Source organism: Bacillus paramycoides (genome assembly GCF_001884235.1).
Lineage (GTDB): Bacteria > Bacillota > Bacilli > Bacillales > Bacillaceae_G > Bacillus_A > Bacillus_A paramycoides.
The window spans coordinates 264,792-284,837 of record NZ_MAOI01000079.1 but is presented as its reverse complement, the minus strand read 5'-3'; the positions used below and the strand labels follow the sequence as shown (position 1 = coordinate 284,837).

Annotated in this window: 20 protein-coding genes and 1 pseudogene; 8 read left to right on the top strand and 13 right to left on the bottom strand. The window is 34.9% G+C overall.

What is annotated here, in order from left to right; all coding sequences use genetic code 11:
- Nucleotides 1–416 precede the first annotated feature (416 nt).
- Together BAU28_RS17570 and recQ are read right to left on the bottom strand one after the other, a co-directional pair.
- A complete protein-coding gene (locus BAU28_RS17570; RefSeq protein ID WP_071719341.1) occupies nucleotides 417–800 on the bottom strand; it encodes a gamma-glutamylcyclotransferase family protein in 384 nt (127 codons plus the stop codon).
- Between the two features lie 25 nt (nucleotides 801–825).
- Nucleotides 826–2,943, bottom strand: a complete 2,118-nt coding sequence (gene recQ, locus BAU28_RS17565) for a DNA helicase RecQ (RefSeq protein ID WP_071719340.1) — start codon at nucleotides 2,941–2,943, stop codon at nucleotides 826–828.
- 228 nt (nucleotides 2,944–3,171) lie between these two features.
- Between recQ and BAU28_RS30455 the strand changes: the two genes are divergently transcribed.
- From BAU28_RS30455 to BAU28_RS17550, 4 genes are all read left to right on the top strand, one after another.
- Nucleotides 3,172–3,333: a hypothetical protein gene (locus tag BAU28_RS30455; RefSeq protein WP_083594784.1), complete on the top strand. Its 162-nt coding sequence runs from the start codon at nucleotides 3,172–3,174 to the stop codon at nucleotides 3,331–3,333.
- Between the two features lie 699 nt (nucleotides 3,334–4,032).
- A complete protein-coding gene (locus BAU28_RS17560) occupies nucleotides 4,033–4,656 on the top strand; it encodes an acetylglutamate kinase (protein WP_071719339.1) in 624 nt (207 codons plus the stop codon).
- Nucleotides 4,657–4,785: 129 nt separating this feature from the next.
- Nucleotides 4,786–5,142 carry a cytoplasmic protein gene (locus BAU28_RS17555; RefSeq protein ID WP_071719338.1) on the top strand — a complete coding sequence of 119 codons (357 nt, stop codon included), beginning with the start codon at nucleotides 4,786–4,788 and terminating at the stop codon, nucleotides 5,140–5,142.
- 137 nt (nucleotides 5,143–5,279) lie between these two features.
- Nucleotides 5,280–5,732 (top strand): hypothetical protein, encoded by a 453-nt coding sequence (locus BAU28_RS17550; RefSeq protein ID WP_071719337.1) that lies wholly within the window; start codon nucleotides 5,280–5,282, stop codon nucleotides 5,730–5,732.
- A 342-nt stretch (nucleotides 5,733–6,074) separates the two neighbouring features.
- Here the strand turns inward: BAU28_RS17550 and BAU28_RS17545 are convergent, their stop codons facing one another.
- On the bottom strand, nucleotides 6,075–6,524 hold the full coding sequence (locus BAU28_RS17545) for a DUF6884 domain-containing protein (RefSeq protein WP_071719336.1): 450 nt from the start codon (nucleotides 6,522–6,524) through the stop codon (nucleotides 6,075–6,077).
- Between the two features lie 319 nt (nucleotides 6,525–6,843).
- On the opposite strand from BAU28_RS17545, the gene BAU28_RS17540 reads away from it, so the two are divergent.
- Nucleotides 6,844–7,032, top strand: coding sequence for a DUF4017 family protein (locus BAU28_RS17540; RefSeq protein WP_071719335.1), 189 nt, complete (start codon nucleotides 6,844–6,846; stop codon nucleotides 7,030–7,032).
- 28 nt (nucleotides 7,033–7,060) lie between these two features.
- On the opposite strand, the gene BAU28_RS17535 is transcribed toward BAU28_RS17540, so the two are convergent.
- The 4 genes and pseudogenes from BAU28_RS17535 to BAU28_RS17520 form a co-directional block, all read right to left on the bottom strand.
- Complete coding sequence (locus BAU28_RS17535) at nucleotides 7,061–8,758, bottom strand: M3 family oligoendopeptidase (RefSeq protein WP_071719334.1); 1,698 nt, start codon at nucleotides 8,756–8,758, stop codon at nucleotides 7,061–7,063.
- A gap of 112 nt (nucleotides 8,759–8,870) precedes the next feature.
- Nucleotides 8,871–9,800 carry a manganese-dependent inorganic pyrophosphatase gene (ppaC, locus tag BAU28_RS17530; protein ID WP_071719333.1) on the bottom strand — a complete coding sequence of 310 codons (930 nt, stop codon included), beginning with the start codon at nucleotides 9,798–9,800 and terminating at the stop codon, nucleotides 8,871–8,873.
- A gap of 178 nt (nucleotides 9,801–9,978) precedes the next feature.
- Nucleotides 9,979–10,194, bottom strand: a pseudogene (locus BAU28_RS17525) (lytic polysaccharide monooxygenase); the annotation flags it as partial.
- On the bottom strand, nucleotides 10,188–10,691 hold the full coding sequence (locus BAU28_RS17520) for a GNAT family N-acetyltransferase (RefSeq protein ID WP_071719332.1): 504 nt from the start codon (nucleotides 10,689–10,691) through the stop codon (nucleotides 10,188–10,190). The pseudogene BAU28_RS17525 and the gene BAU28_RS17520, both read right to left, overlap by 7 nt.
- Before the next feature lie 106 nt (nucleotides 10,692–10,797).
- On the opposite strand from BAU28_RS17520, the gene BAU28_RS17515 reads away from it, so the two are divergent.
- From BAU28_RS17515 to BAU28_RS17505, 3 genes are all read left to right on the top strand, one after another.
- A complete protein-coding gene (locus BAU28_RS17515) occupies nucleotides 10,798–11,439 on the top strand; it encodes an HD domain-containing protein (protein ID WP_071719331.1) in 642 nt (213 codons plus the stop codon).
- Between the two features lie 97 nt (nucleotides 11,440–11,536).
- Nucleotides 11,537–12,061 carry a GNAT family N-acetyltransferase gene (locus tag BAU28_RS17510; RefSeq protein ID WP_071719568.1) on the top strand — a complete coding sequence of 175 codons (525 nt, stop codon included), beginning with the start codon at nucleotides 11,537–11,539 and terminating at the stop codon, nucleotides 12,059–12,061.
- 69 nt (nucleotides 12,062–12,130) lie between these two features.
- Nucleotides 12,131–12,403 (top strand): ribosome small subunit-dependent GTPase A, encoded by a 273-nt coding sequence (locus BAU28_RS17505; RefSeq protein ID WP_048371019.1) that lies wholly within the window; start codon nucleotides 12,131–12,133, stop codon nucleotides 12,401–12,403.
- Between the two features lie 273 nt (nucleotides 12,404–12,676).
- On the opposite strand, the gene BAU28_RS17500 is transcribed toward BAU28_RS17505, so the two are convergent.
- From BAU28_RS17500 to BAU28_RS17475, 6 genes are all read right to left on the bottom strand, one after another.
- A complete protein-coding gene (locus BAU28_RS17500; RefSeq protein WP_071719330.1) occupies nucleotides 12,677–14,167 on the bottom strand; it encodes an alanine/glycine:cation symporter family protein in 1,491 nt (496 codons plus the stop codon).
- A gap of 102 nt (nucleotides 14,168–14,269) precedes the next feature.
- On the bottom strand, nucleotides 14,270–15,757 hold the full coding sequence (locus BAU28_RS17495) for an aldehyde dehydrogenase family protein (protein WP_071719329.1): 1,488 nt from the start codon (nucleotides 15,755–15,757) through the stop codon (nucleotides 14,270–14,272).
- Nucleotides 15,758–15,907: 150 nt separating this feature from the next.
- Nucleotides 15,908–16,840, bottom strand: a complete 933-nt coding sequence (dapA, locus tag BAU28_RS17490) for a 4-hydroxy-tetrahydrodipicolinate synthase (protein WP_116500377.1) — start codon at nucleotides 16,838–16,840, stop codon at nucleotides 15,908–15,910.
- 1 nt (nucleotide 16,841) lies between these two features.
- Nucleotides 16,842–17,783, bottom strand: a complete 942-nt coding sequence (locus BAU28_RS17485) for a proline racemase family protein (protein ID WP_071719327.1) — start codon at nucleotides 17,781–17,783, stop codon at nucleotides 16,842–16,844.
- Nucleotides 17,780–18,817, bottom strand: a complete 1,038-nt coding sequence (locus tag BAU28_RS17480) for a proline racemase family protein (protein WP_071719326.1) — start codon at nucleotides 18,815–18,817, stop codon at nucleotides 17,780–17,782. Before BAU28_RS17480 ends, BAU28_RS17485 begins: the two co-directional genes overlap by 4 nt.
- Nucleotides 18,814–19,989, bottom strand: a complete 1,176-nt coding sequence (locus tag BAU28_RS17475) for an NAD(P)/FAD-dependent oxidoreductase (protein ID WP_071719325.1) — start codon at nucleotides 19,987–19,989, stop codon at nucleotides 18,814–18,816. Before BAU28_RS17475 ends, BAU28_RS17480 begins: the two co-directional genes overlap by 4 nt.
- Nucleotides 19,990–20,046: the final 57 nt, after the last annotated feature.

The following is a 20,046-nucleotide window of genomic DNA, read 5'->3' as shown; positions in this document are numbered from 1 at the left end:
AAAAATCCCCCTTATTTATTACCTATATTTATATATTATCAAAATAAACGGAATATTCAAATGATACCCAGTCTTTATTCACAATTTTTCCCATTAGATAAATTTTGATGCGCCCTCCTCTTTATTTTGCGCACCCATAAAACAATAAACCTTTATATAGAGATTTTAAATACTATCATGTGTGAAACAAAAAACATTCAAAACTATCACTATATGTTGGAAGAAATTAGAGGTCACTCTGTCTATACCGAAGGTCACATGAAAATTAAAGATGTAATTATGGGAATGGAAGAAGCTTATAAAAAGTTTGAAGAAGATTCATTAAAAAATACTTAAGTAATTACAACCAAAACTATAGTAAAAAGCAGATAGCGAATTATTCTACTATCTGCTTTCACATTATTTTATAGCTGCTTTCATTTTCCTTTTTGATACTTCACCCAATCACCAGAAATGATAACCTTCTTCAACATTTCTTTATCTTGAGCAACATACACATATACATGTATTTCTCTATCCTCAAAATATACTGATTGTGTAAGCCGGTCATATAGATCAGTCTCTGCATTACCTGTATATTCTTCGAGCTCATCTAATTTTTGCAGCACATCATCATTTACTTCATAAATTTCCCCATATACTTTTTCCTCGCTTGAACAAATCATTGCTGGATACCCTTCTCCAGTATCAAATAATTTCCCATACGTCCATGCTCCATCTGCGATACATGTTGCACCTTGCATATAATGAGCATTCGTTTGCTCTTTTCTTAACGTACCATAAACGAAAACGTGATGCATATATCCCTATCCCCTTTATATGTCTCTACTTCCTCATTTGTAAATAAGCACGAATCATAAAGTAACTCACTTCATCTGAAAGTTGTTCTTTAATTGATTTCAAACCACCTTCTGCATTTTGTACGGCATTTTCAATAAGAGATTCACACTCTGCTGGAACGAAGCTTTTCCAGTCTACTTCCATACCATCTTCATAGCAACGAATTAAATGATTTTCGATTGTTTGTCTTGATAGATCACGCTTTTTCGCAATCTCACCTAGATTAATGCCTTGTTTATACATTTCATACGTTTCTAAATGAGAATTTGCTGATGCTTTCCCTGACTTTTTACGCTCTGTAACAACTTCCGTCTTAATTGTTTCAGCATAGTTTGGATTTTCTTCAATAAAGTGCTGAACTGCTTGTAAGAAGTGAGAACCGTACTTCACAAGTTTGTGTTCTCCAATTCCTTTTACAGTTAAGAGCTCAGAGTCACTTTGCGGCATTTTCGCGCACATATCTTTTAACGTTTGGTCAGAGAAAATAACGAACGGCGGTACACCTTCTCCTTGTGCAATTTCTTTACGCACTTCACGCAGTACTTCAAATAAAGGATGGTCTTGAACAATTTGTCTCGTTTCTACTCGTTCTTTGCGTAAAACGTTCTCTTTACCAAGTAATACGTCTTTTCCTATTTCCGTTACTTTCAATGTCGGATACGTACCATGTTCAACTGCGATTAACTCCTCTGATATTAAAAACTCAATAAACTCACTAACTTCTTTTACACTACGGTTTGATAAAAGCCCGTACGTAGGCAAAGTATGAAAATTGAATTCAATGACTTTCTTATTTTTCGATCCAGTTAATACTTGTGCAATCATTTGTTTTCCAAATCGTTGATTCGTCCTGATCATACAAGATAGTACCATTTGTGATTCTCTCGTCACATCGATACTTTCACGGTCGTCAGTACAATTACCACAGCGGCCACAATCTTCCTTCGGCTCTTCTCCAAAGTACTGTAAAATAAATGATTGTAAACATTGTTCTGTATGACAGTAATCAGTCATATTTTGGAGTTTTTCAAGCTCATTAGAAAAACGAGATTCTCCTGTTGATTGATCAATTAAAAAGCGCTGCACTTGCACATCTTGTGAAGAATATAACAAAATACATTCACTATCTAATCCATCACGACCAGCACGTCCCGCTTCTTGATAGTAACTTTCCATATTTTTCGGAAGTTGATAGTGAATAACGTAACGAATATTCGATTTATCAATCCCCATACCGAATGCAGATGTTGCTACCATAACACTGACTTCATCTCGTAAAAAGAGTTCTTGCTGTTCATTTCGATCGTGATCGCTCATACCTGCATGATATTTCGATACCGAAACTCCTGCTTTCCCTAAATCTTCATATAATTGATCGACTACTTTTCTTGTAGCTGCATATATAATCCCAGATTCCTTCTGATTTTGACGAATATAATCTGCTAAATATGCATTACGATCTTGTCCTTTAATCACCGAAAACGATAAGTTCTCGCGCTCGAACGTTGTCATAATTGTATTTTCTTGATTAATTTCAAGTGTGCTACAAATATCGTCACGTACTTGTGGTGTTGCTGTTGCGGTTAACGCTAAAACTAGCGGTTTTTCCGGAAGATAATCTAATATGCGGTGTATATGTAAGTAACTCGGGCGGAAATCATGTCCCCACTGTGAAATACAGTGTGCCTCATCAATCGCAATCATCGGGATTTTCATATCCATAAGTTGGTCAACAAACTCCATAGAATCAAGACGCTCTGGCGCCACGTAAAGTAACTTGTAGTGTCCTTGTTTTGCCAATTGAATTCGTTGATTTGCTTCTGCAATAGAAATAGAACTATTAATATACGTAGCGGAAATACCGTTTTGTATTAATGTATCTACTTGATCTTTCATAAGTGAAATCAAAGGTGATATAACTAATGTTGTTCCTTCGAATACTAATGCGGGAATTTGATAACAAATTGACTTACCACCGCCCGTAGGCATAATACAAACCGTATCTTTCCCATCTAATACATTTTTAATTGTTTCATCTTGTCCTCTTCGAAATGACGAATAGCCGAAATAAGACGCTAAAAGTTCTTGAGCTTTTGTAAACAAAAAAGAGTCACCTGCTTTTCTATATCTTTCATCTATTTCTATTATATCATCACTTATGCGTCATGAAAGTGATGAATGAAAGAGTTATATATAATCTCTCATCAAACTGATTCTCGCAAAATACAAATCTAGTACACAAAAAGAAAGAATTTCAATATAAATATTCATTTTATTTGCCTTCCTAGAATACTACTAATCGTATACATATGAATTTGAGGAGGTTAAAATATGAAACGTCGTTACAATAGCTCTATCCAGCCTAAAGCGTCAAATAAACAACTCCAATTCTCTAATAATGATGCGTGGAAATATGAATCATTTTATAAGTATCAGCCTTTATTTTCTTATAGAAAGCTATTTAATTTCCTTTCTCAACTTTTTAAGCGTTAATACATGTGTCAAAAATAAATCATTCACACTAATTTTCTCAATATAAAACGTATAGACTTACTACAATACAGTTGTTACCATATATAATAATCTGTTGGATAAACCCCTTATGTTGACCTGCTTAAATTAGCAGGTCTTTTTTATGATTGCATATTCCAATGTATCCTAATCTGGATTACAAGTCTTTTCTCCATTTTAGGACCCTATTCCACTCACTACAAATGATTATTATCCAATAAAAGCAAACTACAAATCAGTTACATTCATTTAAGCAATTCATTTTTTCTCAATACACAAAGTGACTTTCATTTGTTACTATGAAAGTACTCCAGATGAGTTTTTGCTCATCAACATTATCTAGTTAAAGGGATCTGCCGCGGGAAGCAGATCCCTTTAACTTTATTAAAAAGCACCCTTTTCATTTGGACACATTTACCAGGTCTTTTTGAGAGAATTTTATGTTAATATTACGTAGTCGAGTCCGACATCTCGGCAATACCCTTTTGAGGTCCTGCATCTTCCCTTGCAGGGCCTCTTTTATTTTGAAATTCCTTTAATCCGCATATAACGCAATTAGGTTTTTATTCATCATTTCAATCCACTCCTTTTCCTATTCTCGAAAAAATTCTTGGACACGTAACTTAAAAATAACGGTTATCATACTGTAATGTATACATGTTCAAAGGAGTGTCACTATTTATGTATACTTATTGGCAATCATATTACTCCCCCACTCATAACCCTTATGGGAACTTTGATTTATTAACACGAAATTACCGAATTAGTAAAAACGAGAACTTTTTAAAAGGTTATATGCGTTCTTTATGGGAACAACATGTCGCTTGGACGAGATTAGCTATTATAAGTATCATCTTTGACTTACCAGATGTAGATGCTACTGTTGGACGTCTTCTACAAAACGCAACACATATGGGACTATCTCTTGAACCGTTCTATGGTGAAAATGCAGTTAAAATATATAGTGCATTAATTAAAGACCACTTAGTGCTTGCTGCTGACCTTGTTAAAGCCGCAAAAGCAGGCGATCAAAATGCCGCTTCATCTATAGAGAAAAAGTGGTATGCAAACGCAGATGAAATTACTGATTTTCTTCACAGTATTAACCCGTATATAGATAAGGAAGACTTTAGAAAGATGTTTTATGAGCATCTAGCACTAACAAAAGCTGAAGCACTCGCCATTTTAAATAAAGATTATGCTTCAGGCGTAAAACTGTACGATAAAATTGAAAAAGAAGCATTGGAAATGGCTGATACTATAACGGATGCAATCGTAAAACAATTTCCTCAAGTATTTCAATAAAAACAAGCCGATTTCTCTTCAAATCGGCTTGTTAAATTTTCTATCTATATGATATTTACACCTCACCTCTTTACATTTAGCTTATATCGATATATTTTATTAATAGCCATTTTTATAGGAGGAAATAGTTTGATTAACGCCATTGGTCTCGTTTTTATCCTTACTAATAAATACGAGAAAAAGAAAAAAGTTTATCTGAATGAGAAATTTGCACTAATAGACATAATTGATTCTAAAGAAGTATTTGATGATGAAGGTAATTCATTAGTAGAACTAACTTGTAAATACAGTATTTACTTAGATGAAAAATACTATTGTAAATCTCTCGATGATTATACTGGACAAGTATTCCCTTTCTTAAGTGCAAAAATAGGAAAAGGTCTCCTTAGAAATTTAAATTATTATTTTTCTTACATTGATGTATATGATAAAAAACCACCTGTTAAAGAAATAAGACCTCTTATGAAACATGTAACTAACAGATAGCAGAAAGTATTCAAAAAGAAAGCACCTAATTTCAGATGCTTTCTTTTTTTGAATCACTAACTCGCTAACTTTCATCTCCTTCTAAATATATGTACCCAAGCATACTTTAAAATAAAAACATTGGAGGATTAGGCTGAATGAAATATTCAGAATCAATCGTAAGTAAACGGCTTCGAAGACTTAGAACAGTTGGTGTATTTTTTATACTATTTTTAATCGCGTGGCTTGGATATACAAAATTTCTTTATGGAAATGGTTTTCTTTTAGAAAAGAAAACTTCAGTTGAAGCAATGAATACTAGCGTTACTGGAGAAATAGAAAAGAATTTCCATGTAAACTTACAAGGCTTTCGCAAAACGAACCTTGATACACTTATAGAGGCTAGTAAAACCGATCTGAGCGAACTATCCTTAATTGAGCTTATCAATACATCTTGTTCTCAAGATTGCATAAGTGAGCCTTCAACTTACGTTAAATCAGACCACGGATATATCTTTTATAAGGAATCTAACGGTACTAATGTAGCTTTAAAAATTAAAAAACAAGATACGTGGGAAATTGAAAAAAAATCTGTTCAAAATGGAATTTAAAAGATTCATACACAAAAAAGAGTACTTACTTCAAAGTACTCTTTCAACAAAAATTACCACTTACGACATTTATCATCATCATCTTCTTCACGTTTACGATTGCAACGGCAATCATCACAATCGCAGTGACGTTTACGTTTACGTCTACAACAACAATCATCACAAAATCTATTACAATCTGGGAAATGTCTACAACGACAATTATTTCTCATGAATATGATTCCCCCCTAATACATAATAGAATTCATCATATTCTATGTTTGAAAGTATGAAATGACTTGTTTACTAGTCTATTATATATATCAATGTGATGTAATTTGAATCTATAGTACTAATTCATCCCTATACTTCCTGCTGCGCTTCCACAGCACCCTTCAACCTCTGCAACATATACCCAATCCCTCTACATCCTTCTAACGGATATGTAATGATTTCTTCTGGATATAACTTCGTCACTACTTTTTTATGCTTCTTCCCCGCAAGTAAGACGATCTCATCAAATTGAAGTAAGCCTTTATCAAACATCTGCTTTTGTAATTGTTCTATACTAATAATCTCACTACTTTTTGAATCAAATGCGAGATCATAATTTTCCTGTACAATATCATTTGGCCTTAAAAATCCATGCTTTGCTGATAATATAACCCAGTTTTCGAAAAACTCAGTTGCGTACGCCTGACATGCTTTTCCGAACGGACTAATATATACATCTTTTGCCTCTGTCGGGCCGTAATCTGGATACTTATCCCAAATTTTCTTTTTTCCGCATGGAATTATGCATAGCCTTTTCATCGTTATTTCTTACCTCGTTTCTATCTTACTTATGAAATATTAATTTTTCAGTACATTTTTTTGCAAAATACTATATAATAATCTCGAAAGATAAAATTACATTATCTCCCATATTTAGTTTGATTTCTTTTAGAACAGTCGATTAAACATATATATTATTACATAAACACACCGTACTAAAGTCACTTTCATACAACATGCATACACCTCATCCTTTAGTAAATTTGTTAAGATTTCGTAAAATCAAGTACACTTAATCTTCTAATCCCTATTCAATAGTATGATATATAAATGTAGTATTAAAAGGAGGTGAGCAACTATGAAAAATATACTCCCAGCATTATTAGCTTATATTATTGTTTGTATCATCGCAATTATCATTCCAGCATCTGACGGCTATAATTCTGTAGGATGGAAATTATTTGTTGGGCAAGCGTACGCAATACCTATTTTCATTATTGCTGCTATTGCTACATTTTTTATAAATAAGAAACGATCTTATGAATAAACGTTCGGGAGGATAGCGGATGCTATCCTTATTTTAATTCGCTTATCATATCAAGTACAGCCCCGGCAGTACTTTGTACAACTTCTTGCGAAAAATCAAATGTAACACCTGTATTTTCATAAATCTCCTGTATAGATAAATTCCAATCCGTACTCGCTCCTTCTTTAAACAAAGTAATCGCCTTTTCTTGATTCTCCCGATATATTTGAAATAATTGTAGTGCTCCTAATTGTGCAATTGCATATTCAATTTTGTAAAAAGGATACTGAAAATAATGGAACGATTCTATCCAACTCGCACCAATTCCTTCCTCATAGCCTGTAATATCGACTAATGAAAATTTATACCTTTTACATAATTCAAGATATTTCTCATCCCGTTCTTCTGATGAATGATTTGGATTTGTATAGAACCAGTGTTGAAATAGATCACCTGAAACTGGCGTAATTAATATAGACAAAGCCCGATGCAGTTGTTCTTGTTGTGCTTTTTTATATTCATTCTCTTCCTTATAAAAAATATCAAGCTTATCCATTAGTAATAGCTCGAGACTATGAGAATACAGCTCAGCTACTTCTTCACGAAGATATTTTTCTTGCATACTACTTTCATTGTTAAACTGTTTATAGAAATGAAGCGCATGACCCACTTCATGTATGAGTGCATTAATTGCGTTAAATGACGGGCTAAAATTAGAATAAACAAAAACATCCTTACTATGAGGGAAAGTAAAACAAGCAGCTCCTGGCGCCTTATTTTCCCGTTCTTCTACGTCAATTAATCCTGATTTCCTTATATGAATAAATTCCTCATGAAAATATGAATCCGTCTTTCGTAACATCTCTTCAACCCCATCCAATAAATCATTGGAATTTTGAAATGAAACTTTCCGCAATGTACAGGGAGCAAGATCCCATGGACGATACGCTTTTACACCAAGATCCCTTTTAAAAAGATTGCCTAATCGTTTCCATACGGGTACAACAAGCTTCTCTATAGATTCATGAAGCACATAACAGTCTTCAATACTATATTCTCTGTTTTTTAGCTTAAAAATATATTCGCTATAATTGTTAAACCCTGCATTTAGGGCTATTTGATTCCGTAATTGTACAAGTTCATTCATAATACAATCTATTTCTGGTTTTACTACACTTCTTGCTTCACATAAAGCATGCCATGCCTTTTCACGAATGATTCTATTTGGGTTATCTAACTTTGCTTTAACGTATGCGTACGTCCTTATTTCGTTATCCCAATTGATTGTTATGTTAGACATAATTTCTCTATACTTCGTTATAAGACCCTCTTCCTTAACGGCAAGAGAAATATTCTTTTCATTAAATATTTTGCTCTTCACCAATCTTATTTTTTTCATATATCCGTATTTTCGTTCATCTAATAATTTCGAAAACGGACAATCAATAAATTTCTGATCAAATTTTGCATTATATTTTTTTAAAAGTGGCTGAATCACATTTTGATTATACTTATGTAAATCACGCATAGCACTATCTTTTGAATCTCTATACACAGTAATTAAATGACTCGTTAACACCTCTTCCACTTCAGCAGTTAAACGCTGTTCCTTCATTAGCCATTCCTCTAATTCAGCAACAGAAGAAATATTTTGATTTAAAAGTGATCGAAATTTGTTTTCCAACGTTTCCAAGTCATAACATTTCCTATTTTTATCCCATTTTAACGTCTTTGAGCCATTAAACATACGCAAGCCTCCTCGTTAAAAATTCTAATTTTCTATCATTTTAAAAGAGAAAAAAAAAGACAAGCAGCCAATCTGACTACTTGTCCTTCCTGTTTATCCGTACTCAATAATATTAAGCTTGGAATGCTTCTGTTAGTACTGGTACGATTTGTTTTTTACGAGATACAACACCTTTTAAAGTAGCTGTGTTGTTTTCTAATGTTACGTTGTATGCTTTCTCAACAACGTTTGCTGCTTTACCGATCGCAAGACCGACAGAGTCGTTAGTTAAGATGTCAGTTACAACGAATAAGAATAGGTCTAAACCTTTTTCTTCTACTACTGCAGAGATAACTTTTTCAAGTTCCGCTTGGTGTACAAGAACGTCGTTTGTGTCAACAGCGTTTACTTGTGCGATTTCAACTTTCGCGTTACCCATTTGGAATTCTTTAGCGTCAAGGGAGATTAATTGCTCCATTGTTTTTCCGCTTAAATCAGCACCAGCTTTTAACATTTCTAATCCGTAGCTATCTGCGTCAACACCAGCGATTTCCGCTAGTTCACGAGCAGCTGCAACGTCTTGTTCTGTGCAAGTTGGAGATTTGAATAGTAAAGAATCTGAAATGATTGCAGATAACATTAAACCTGCAACTTCTTTACGAATTGCAACGCCATTTTCTTTGTACATTTTGTTTAAGATTGTAGCTGTACAACCAACTGGCTCACAACGGTAGTATATAGGATCGCTTGTTTCAAAATTAGCAATACGGTGATGGTCAATAACTTCTAACACTCGAACAGATTCGATATCGTTAGCACTTTGTTGACGCTCGTTATGGTCAACTAAAATAACATTGTCCACTTCGTTTGCTACTGTCTCAACAAAACGCGGTCCTTCTACTTTAAAATAGTCTAACGCAAATTGAGTTTCACCGCTGATTTCGCCTAAACGTACAGGCTCAGCATTCATTCCTAATTCTTTTTTCAATTCTGCATAAGCAATTGCAGAACAAATTGCATCTGTATCTGGGTTTTTATGCCCGAAAACTAGTACTTTTTCCATGATTTCCACCTCTTCATGAAAAGGATATCTTAAAGAAGCAAATATGACAATATTTTAGACACATTTTTTTATAAATAATTGCACTTTCTTCTATATTTTACATCGTTTTCACAAAAAAAGATCATCTAAGATGATTTAGATGATCAAAGGCTACCTTTTCTTAAAATAATGTAGGAACTTACACTACATTGTTAAATGCTAACTTTGTAGCTAAACCATTATTTACAAGGTTCACATCAATAACTTGATAAAATGCATTTCCTGTGTCTGCAATTTCCCAAACCACTAAAATAAGATGATATCCACTTCGATCAGTAGGTACATTCGCCTCATGGGTTACTGTTGTTTCTGATCTAACTCCACCATCATTTTTTACATAGAAAGGTACTAAATCATTTTATAATAAATTACCGTTGCATCTAACTCACCATTCGGAGAAATTGCATACCCTGGTATTTTACCGGATTCTTGATAGTCTAATGACTTGTACAATTTATTAGAAGGATCTCCTTCTCTAGTATCTAATACTAAAAGAGACCTGTTTTCTTGTTTTGCTCTCTCTTCTGCTTTTTGCATAAGTGAACGTCCAATACCGTTACGTCTAAAGTTTGGGTGAGTCATTAACTTGCAAATCTCGGCTCTATGGATCCCGTTAGGCTTTGTAACTAAGTGTAATTGAATACTACCTGCCACTTCATTGTTTACTTTAGCAACATATAATATCACTTCTGGTGCTAAAACCGTTTGCCAATAATTTGTTGCTTCTTTTTGCTCAAGTGTGGGTAAAAAACCAATTGATGCTCCATCATCTACTACAGTTTGCAAAAGTTTAGAAAGTTCTTCAATACTATCTTCTATTAGTTTAATTTCTTCAATTACTAAATTCTGCATTACTTTTCCCCCTTTTGTTTTTATTTTAACAATTTTTAAAGCAGGAATAATTAAATATTAAGATGAAATTATTGAAGATATGATTTTTTAGAGAAAGGATACCTATATGAAGTATATATTAGATAGGACATACGCAAGAGAATTACTCGAGTGGGCATATGAACAAAACCCAGGTCCTTGGTTCGAACATTCAATTCATGTTGCCCATGCAACTGAAAAAATAATTGTAGAACTTATTGAAAATGGGTATGACCTAGATGTTGACGTAGCATACAATGCTGCCCTCCTGCATGATATAGGAAGATACAAAGGTTTTACCAAATCTGTTATTCATTCCTATGATGGCTATATGTACATGAATGATTTAGGGTATACCGGAAACGCCATTATATGTGTGACGCATTCATTTCCTTGCAAAAATGAACATATAGATATCGCAGCGGAGTGGAGTCTTGTTCCCGATCATATGAAAATCCAGTTGGTTGACACACTGAATGAACATAGTGACTACGACTTATATAATAAAGTAATTACCCTCTGTGATGCTCTCGCTGACGCGGATGGCTTTACTACGCTTGAAAGAAGATTGGTTTCCGTTGGTTTACGTCATGGCACAACCTCTCATACCTCATTACATTGGAAAGGATTCTATGCAATTAAGAAAGAATTAGAATCTTTAATCGGTAAGAGCATATACACACTTCTCTCTGATGTAGAGAAATCAATTTATGAAGATATAGAATATTGAAATAAACACCATCACTTTAGCACAAGAGCGAAATTATTGAAGAAAGAGTTCTCCCATCAATCAAAGAAATAAAATAAAAAAACAGTTTAAGGAGTTGATATATATTTTAGGAAGAAGTGGAGAACGTGAAATACAAATTAATACTTGGCAAGAAAGCAGCCTTAATCTCCTTTTTAAAATAAACGCCCCAGAAATGATGGAATATCTAGGAGGACCTGAAACGAAAGAACAAATTTTAAAACGACATAGACGTTATCTTAAACTTGGTGATAGCGGGCAAATGTTTAGTATTACTCAATCTCCCGATTTTGTGGAGGTTGGTTCTGTCGGGTATTGGAAAACTACTTGGAATGATGAAAGTTTATATGAAATTGGATGGAGCGTACTACCTCAATTTCAAGGAAAAGGAATAGCAACACTCGCAGTTAAACTAGCAATTGATGCAGCAATGAAAGAGAATAAATATAACTTTATACATGCTTTCCCTTCAATTCATAATCCTGCTTCAAATGCAGTTTGTCGTAAGCTTAACTTTACATTTATTTCTGATTGCGAATTTGAGTACCCACCAGGTAAATTAATGCATTGTAACAATTGGCGGTTAAAAATAAATACAGATTGAAAATGATAAAATTTATATGTATGATTCTAAAAAACTCTTTCAAAAGTGGAGGGATTGCTTATTAGTAAGATGGGATTTGACTTAATAAATCATAAAGGTAACTTTGATTTTGGGTATGAAAATATAGCGGATATATCTAGGAGATGTAAGTTTTCTAACTGTTCGCATACAAATGAACCACAATGCGCGGTTAAAAAAGCTATCTCTGATGGAATTCTTTCTGAAGAAATATTTAATAATTATTATAGAGATTTAAACGAAGCACAATATGTTTCTAAGCAAAGAAATAAAACAAAAGCTATTGACTATATGAAACAACTGAAACTCTTTCAAAAAAATTAGGCTAAAATAAAAAGCTCTCCTTACAAGCTTATTTTAAGGAGAGCTGTTTCGCTTTTAATATCTTTGATTTTTCTATTCCACCATACACTCATGCGCTAGAATCATCACTGAGTACATTTTAGTTCTACAGAAATTACAACTGAGACACAACAAACTTCAAATACCCCTTTACTAAGATCAATACAGCCTTTTGTTTAAGGATAAACAAGGACCACCATATACACCTTTAAAAAGAGCGAATTTTCAGTTTTTTAATTATAAAAATTTGCATGTTTAAAATTTAACACTATCATCCACCGACACTTTTTCTTTAGAGTTTCTTCTTTCACCCTCTTTACTCCGCTCTTCCCAAATCGTTAAACCTTCAATCCCTACGTTTTTAGGATCAAAAACTGGATCTTTTCCTTCTTTTTTCTGCGTCTCATAATCTTTTAACACTTTTAATGCTGTTTTACTTAATAGTAGAATCGCGATTAGGTTTAACCATGCCATACTCCCAATTCCTAAATCTCCGAGATTCCATAAAAGCGAAGCTGATTCTACACTGCCGATATAAACCATAATTAAAAATCCAATTTTTAAAACTGGTTTTAACCAATTATATTTGAGCCCACGATCTAAATAAGTAAGCGTCGTTTCAGCAATATAGTAGTAAGCGAGTAACGTTGTAAATGCGAAGAAGAAGATTGCGATTGAAATAAATAATGGACCAAACCCTGTCATAACAGTTTCAACTGCTTGTTGTGTATAAATTGGACCTGCTTCCACATTTCCTATATTCTGTACAATAGCACTTTTCCCTTCAGGTGTTACATTGTACATACCTGTTATTAGAATCATAAGAGCTGTCGCTGTACATACGACAATTGTATCGATGTATACGGAAAATGCTTGAACTAACCCTTGTTTTGCAGGATGCGATACTTCAGCAGCGGCAGAACTATACGTCGCTTCTCCAACACCAGCGACATTTGAAAATACTGCGCGCTTTACTCCCCAAGCAATAGCTGCTCCAACGATTCCGCCAAACATTTCATTTACACCAAACGCACTTGAGAAAATAAGACCGAACATATTTGGGATTTCCGTTACATTCGCAATTAATATAATACATGTAACAATTACATATCCAACTGCCATAAAAGGAACAAGCATTTGAGAAACGCCTGCAATTCTTTTTACTCCACCAAAAATAATCGCTGCTAATAATACGACTAAAAATATACCAGTTACATACTTGCTAATGCCAGAAGAGTTTTCAAATCCAACAGCGATACTACTAGATTGAATACCTGGTAATAAAACGCCATATGAAAGTGTTACAACGACTGCTACAATGACCGCAAACCATTTCATTTTTAAGCCTTTCTCAATGAAATATGGTGTACCGCCGCGATATTCATTCCCGACTTTACTTTTATATACTTGAGATAATGTTGATTCAACAAATGCACTAGCTGCTCCTAATAGAGCCATTATCCACATCCAAAATACAGCTCCAGGCCCGCCGAAAGCAATTGCTGTCGCTACCCCTGCAATATTCCCAATTCCAACCCTACCTGATAACGCCAAACAAAATGCTTGAAAAGATGATATTCCTGTCTCTGAGCTTTTCCCTTCAAAAAGTAGTTTAATCATTTCTTTAAAATAACGAATTTGTAAAAAGCGAGTGGCTATTGTAAAATACACTCCTGCTCCTAATGCGAAAACAACTAAACCGATACTCCATACTTGCCCTACTAACCATTCTACTAACTTCTCCATCCAAATCCCCCTTATAATTCTTTTGAAAAAGCAATTTTATATATAAGAAAACGGACAACCTTTATCATACCTTCCAGTTGCCCGCATCCTCTTTTTATTCCATTATTCCTTTATATTTACCCAAACACTCTTCACTTCTGTATAATTATCAAGCGCATATGAACCTAACTCACGTCCAATACCAGATTGCTTATATCCACCAAATGGTGCAGCAGCATTTTCTAAGTTATAATCATTAATCCACACTGTTCCTGCCTTTAATTTATTGGCAACTTGATGTCCTGTTTTAATATTTTGTGTCCATACACCCGCTGCAAGTCCGTAAGATGAGCGATTCGCTCTTTCAATTACTTCTTCCGTCGAATCAAATGGGAGTACAACTACGACTGGTCCAAATATTTCTTCTTTGACGATTGTCATATCGTCTGTAACGTTCGTGAATACTGTTGGCTTGACGAAATAACCTTTTTCAAATGCACGTTCTCCACCAGCTGCAACAGTAGCGCCTTCAGCTATTCCTTGTTCAATGTAATTTAGCACACGCTCTTGTTGCTTTTTAGATACGAGCGGCCCCATTTCAGTTTCCTGCTCCATACCTGCTCCAAGCTTTACGTCATTTGCCATTTTTACAAGTTCATTTACTACTGTTTCATAATGTTTCCGATGAACAAACACGCGAGATCCTGCACTACAATTTTGACCATGATTATACATAATTCCTTGGAACGCACCGTTAATCGCTTCGTCTATATCAGCGTCTTCTAAAATGATATTTGGTGACTTACCACCAAGTTCTAACGTTACATGTTTAATTGTTTCTGCAGATTGACGCATAATATATTTCCCTGTAACTGTTGAACCTGTGAAAGCTACTTTATCAATATCATGATGGTTTACAATTGCAGCACCTGCTTCTTGACCGAAACCTGGTACAAAGTTTACAACACCGTTTGGAAAACCAGCTTCTTTAAAAAGCTTCGCTGTATATAGTAAAGATAAAGGTGTTTGCTCTGCCGGTTTTAATACAATCGTACAACCTGTCGCAAGTGCAGCTCCCATTTTCCAAGAAGACATAACGAGTGGAAAATTCCACGGAATAATTTGGCCTACAACGCCAACAGGTTCATGGCGTGTGTAATTTAAGTAATCTTTTGAAATCGGAATCGTTTGCCCGATAATTTTTGTAGCCCAACCCGCATAATAACGGTAATTTTCTACTGTCGCTGCAATGTCATCTTCAAGTGCAACTTGATAGGGTTTCCCATTATCCAATGCTTCTAGCTGTGCTAATTCTTCTTTATGCTCTTCAATTAAATCTGCTAGTTTATAAATAAGATGCGCTCTTTCAGCAGTAGTCATTTCTGTCCAAGGACCTGATTCAAATGCGGATCTTGCCGCTTTTACTGCGATATCAATATCTTCTTCTTGCGCTTCACATACGACCGCAAGAACATCCTCTGTCGCTGGATTGTAAGTTTCAAACGTCTTCCCACTAGTAGAAGGAACAAATTCGCCATTAATAAACATTTTAATTTCTTCATTTAAAAACGCTTTCACTTTTGGTTTCAGCTCAATGTTTGTCGTTAACATATATACTCTCCCCTTTATTTAAACAGCTGCATGGGCTGCAATTTCTGATAAAGTGAAACTTTAATCAGTGGGGGGTTTTTCCCCGCTGATTATTAGTTGAACCAATCGGGCTTTTACGGGCAGTCCGACTCCCACATAACTTTCTTGCATCTACCGCATTTTGAGGTGGGGGTCAAACTGCCCGTTTATGCGGGATAAAATCGTTTGAAGTTTTTGATCTTCTTCTACAGTTAAGCCTAGTCTCGGATAACGTGAAGGCCCCCCAGCTTGCCCGTGTAATTCCATTGAACGTTTAACGATTTGTACATATTTTCCTGATCCTTCAAGAAATTCACAAAGAGGTAAAATAGCATCATTTATCTCCCACGCTTTCTCTAACTCCCCATTTTGAAAATGCCCATACATTTTCGTAACGAGACCTGGAACGATATTTCCTGCTACTGAAACCCATCCCGTTGCACCAACTAAATAGGATTCCATAACTAAATCTTCAGATCCGCAGAAGACTTGAAAAGCACCTTCGCCTTGTCTTACTAAATCTCTCGCTTTTCGAATATCTCCGCTAGATTCTTTAATATGTGTAACATTTCCACACTCTTTTCCGATACGGAGCATTAGCTCTGTACTCATATCAACACCAGAAGTAAACGGATTATTGTATAACATAATTGGTATATTTACAGCGTTTGAGATTTCTTTAAAATGAAAATAGATTTCCTCTTCTTTCGGTTTACAATAGTAAGAGTTAATAATTAATGCACAATCCGCTCCGTGCGCTTCTGCATATTTCGTATATTCAATCGTTTCTTTCGTCGTCTCGGCAGCAGTTCCAACAATTACTGGAATACGGCCATCAACTTCTTTCAATACTGTTTCTACCATCTTAAATCGCTCTTCTTTTGATAAACTAACAAATTCTCCCGTACTTCCATTAATAATAATTCCAGCTACTTTTTGCTCAATAAAGTAGTTTACGTTTTGTTTTACACCATCCCAATTAATCTCTTGAAACTCATCCATCGGCGTTATTAATACTGGAAATGCCCCTTTAATCTTTTGCATCTTTATCTCTCCCTTTAACATTTTATTTTAATAAGAAACCTGTCGGAAATGGATCTGTAGGGTCTAATATAAACGTCTGCATTCCTGTAATAAACCCTCTACTTTCAAAACGGAAAATGTATCCTAGTTCTTCTTTCTTCACTTTTTCCACTGTTATAAAGCTATTAAATATACTTTCGTTTTTAAAAGGTTTATCCGTTGTAAAATCATTTTTAAATAAAGCATTAACATAAGACACAATTGTAGAAACAAACCCCGGTGAACGCACAATAAAGTTATCCTCATGAAATGTAATCGTCTTTATATGATTTTCTTCTTTTGACGAAGGATCTACTAAAATAAGTCTTTTTATAATAGATTGTTTTTGAATAGCTTGAAGTGTAGATTCTCCCCATTTTTTTAATTTAGAGATGTTTTCAATACAAATTTCTGGCGAATACGTATCCTTTTCTACAACTGCATATACTTTATCTGCTTGTATGAGAGAATAACGTATATTACCAATCTTCAAGTCTTTCTCAACCATATAACATAATTTGCTTTCAAACGAAACAGATATAACTTCATCATGCTCTATATAAGCGTTGACTGAAAATATGCCGGATAACGTTTCAATTTTGTATTGATTAGAATCTCTCTTTTTTAAATATCCGCTTTCTAGTAACATCGTTATTACCGCAACAATGCCGCCGTAATGAAGAGGAATGGATCCTTCATGATTAAAAAACAATACAGCTGCATCGACTTCAGTATGAATAGAAGGAGCAACAATACATCCATTTAAACCGATAAAACCACGTGGTTCATTTAATAAAAGCTTCATTTCTTCTGCTAATTCGCCTGAAAATTGTTCATTTAGTTGCTCCAAACTGTAGTAGTATTTGCATGGTACGTCTTTAATGACACGAAATGCCTCGCCAGCTACGTGCACATCTACTGCTGTATACATTTTTTGAATGTTCATTTTACATCCTCCGTTTCATGTTCCATCGGCGGAATTAGCAAAAAGCCTTCTTTAAGTGGATCCTTTTCATTGTAAAAAAATCTATGCATACCCATAAGCCAAGCTGATCCCGTAATTTTCGTTACTACAGCTTCAATATTTTCTACAGATGTTGTATTTATGACACACCCTTTAAATAGAGAACCTACAATACTCTCATGAACGAATTCTTCATCGATGTCGATTTTTTTATGAGCGTATAATACAGCTAACTTCGCTGATGTTCCTGTACCACATGGAGATCGATCAATTCCTCCTGGTGGAACTACAACTGTATTTTTCACATGCGCACTTTCATGAGTAGGATCTGTATAAAATTCAATATGTGTTAATCCTCTTATAAACGAATATTGCGGATGAATGATTTCAAACTTCTCATTAATTGTATTTCTAATATGAATCGCCTTATCAATAATTGCAGAAGCGTTTTCTGGCACTAACTCTAAACCTACTGACTTCGCATCGATAATGGCATAAAAATTCCCTCCATACGCAATATCAGCCTCTACAGTTCCAATTCCATCGACGTGTACAGAAATATTTTTCAGTAAAAAAGCTGGAATGTTACAGAAGGAGACTTCTTTCGCTTTACCATTTTGAACAGTAATATCTACTTCAACTAAGCCAGCTGGTGTATCTAGCTTTAAAGAAGTAACTGGTTCAACTATGGGAATTAAACCTGATTCAACTAAAGCTGTACATACACCAATTGTATCGTGACCACACATCGGTAAATATCCACCTGTCTCTATGTATATAACGCCTATATCAGCTTCCGGATGACACGGATCTGTTAAAAGTGCCCCCGACATTACATCATGACCACGTGGTTCATTCATTAACAATTTTCGAATCCAGTCATACTCCCTTTTCATATGTAACATCTTCTCTGCCATCGTCTCTCCACTTAACTTAGGAAGTCCGCTAATTAATGTCCTCGTTGGATTCCCGCCCGTATGTGTATCAATTGTCGTAAAGATTCTTTGTGACCTCATCCGTTTAACACCCTTTCTGTAAAACGACTCAAACGAAGTGGTTCAATAGGAATGATTGTTTCTTTTTCATTTAATAACTCCTCAATTACTTTCCCAGTAACCGCTGCAAGACTAATTCCATCACCTTCATGTCCTGCTGCTATAAAGTAATTCGGGATATGTTCCACTCGTGAAATTATCGGCAAATGATCTTCTGTCCACGGGCGTAATCCAGCATATGAACGAATCACCATCATATCTGCCATTTTCGGATAAAAACGAATCGCTCGGTTCGCAATACATTTAATGACTTCATTATTTATTCTCGTATGAAACCCTACAAATTCCCTACTGCTACCAATTAAAAAATTTTGGCTTTCTGTTGGCTCAAACACAAGAGCTACCCCGTATTTTTCAGTTAAAGCATCCACTTTTCGTTTTCCACCAAATTTAGAAATTAAATAACCAAATTCCATTACTTTACGAGAACCTACGTGCTGTTGTCTTGAAGCTACAATAATATGTCCCTTTCTCGGTTCAATTGGGATATTCACATCTAACATCTGTCCGATTTTAGGAGCCCAAACACCGGCTGCGTTCACAACTTGCTTCGCGGTAAACGTCCCATTTGTCGTTTCTACAATAAAGGATCCGTCTATATCCCTTTTCATTTCCTTTACTTCTGTATGATTAAAAGCTTTCGTACCAAATTTTTTCGACTCTGCAAGAAGTGAAAAAGCAAGAAGGTATGGATTTACAGTTGAATCAGTTGCGCACTCTAAACCACCCAATAAATCATCTGCAAAAAATGGTGATTCCTCTCTTATATCTTGCCTATCAAGCATTCGAAACGGTAAACCAACTTCTTTTTGACGATTCACCCATTGCTGTGCTGCCTCCATCTCTTCGTCTGATTCACAAACGAGAATGCTTCCTGGTGCCCTATATTCAAATGAGTGCTCCAACTCTTCACTTAATTCAGTTACTAATTTTTGACTTACTAACGACATTTGACTATCAAACCCTGGGTCTTTATCAATCGCTAAAATGTTCCCGTCACACCGTGAAGACGTCCCACTGACAAATTCCCCTTTTTCAATGATTGTTACGTCTCTTCCATATTTTGAAGTGTAATATGCAATAGAACATCCTATAATTCCACCACCTATTATTAAAACGTCACAGTGTCTCACATAGCACCCTCCTTTCTCCTAAATCTCTCACTTTCTATTTATGCAATTGGTGTGCCA

Excerpts from the sequence above, each read along its gene's own strand:
- BAU28_RS17505 (WP_048371019.1), top strand. The coding sequence starts at position 12,131 with ATGGGATTTGACTTAATAAATCATAAAGGTAACTTTGATTTTGGGTAT.
- BAU28_RS17570 (WP_071719341.1), bottom strand. The coding sequence starts at position 800 with ATGCATCACGTTTTCGTTTATGGTACGTTAAGAAAAGAGCAAACGAAT.
- BAU28_RS17535 (WP_071719334.1), bottom strand. The coding sequence starts at position 8,758 with ATGTTTAATGGCTCAAAGACGTTAAAATGGGATAAAAATAGGAAATGT.
- BAU28_RS30455 (WP_083594784.1), top strand. The coding sequence starts at position 3,172 with ATGAAACGTCGTTACAATAGCTCTATCCAGCCTAAAGCGTCAAATAAA.
- BAU28_RS17495 (WP_071719329.1), bottom strand. The coding sequence starts at position 15,757 with ATGTTAACGACAAACATTGAGCTGAAACCAAAAGTGAAAGCGTTTTTA.
- ppaC (WP_071719333.1), bottom strand. The coding sequence starts at position 9,800 with ATGGAAAAAGTACTAGTTTTCGGGCATAAAAACCCAGATACAGATGCA.
- BAU28_RS17480 (WP_071719326.1), bottom strand. The coding sequence starts at position 18,817 with ATGAGGTCACAAAGAATCTTTACGACAATTGATACACATACGGGCGGG.
- BAU28_RS17515 (WP_071719331.1), top strand. The coding sequence starts at position 10,798 with ATGAAGTATATATTAGATAGGACATACGCAAGAGAATTACTCGAGTGG.
- BAU28_RS17540 (WP_071719335.1), top strand. The coding sequence starts at position 6,844 with ATGAAAAATATACTCCCAGCATTATTAGCTTATATTATTGTTTGTATC.
- BAU28_RS17545 (WP_071719336.1), bottom strand. The coding sequence starts at position 6,524 with ATGAAAAGGCTATGCATAATTCCATGCGGAAAAAAGAAAATTTGGGAT.
- BAU28_RS17560 (WP_071719339.1), top strand. The coding sequence starts at position 4,033 with ATGTATACTTATTGGCAATCATATTACTCCCCCACTCATAACCCTTAT.
- dapA (WP_116500377.1), bottom strand. The coding sequence starts at position 16,840 with ATGTTAAAGGGAGAGATAAAGATGCAAAAGATTAAAGGGGCATTTCCA.
- BAU28_RS17500 (WP_071719330.1), bottom strand. The coding sequence starts at position 14,167 with ATGGAGAAGTTAGTAGAATGGTTAGTAGGGCAAGTATGGAGTATCGGT.
- BAU28_RS17485 (WP_071719327.1), bottom strand. The coding sequence starts at position 17,783 with ATGAACATTCAAAAAATGTATACAGCAGTAGATGTGCACGTAGCTGGC.
- BAU28_RS17520 (WP_071719332.1), bottom strand. The coding sequence starts at position 10,691 with ATGCAGAATTTAGTAATTGAAGAAATTAAACTAATAGAAGATAGTATT.
- BAU28_RS17550 (WP_071719337.1), top strand. The coding sequence starts at position 5,280 with ATGAAATATTCAGAATCAATCGTAAGTAAACGGCTTCGAAGACTTAGA.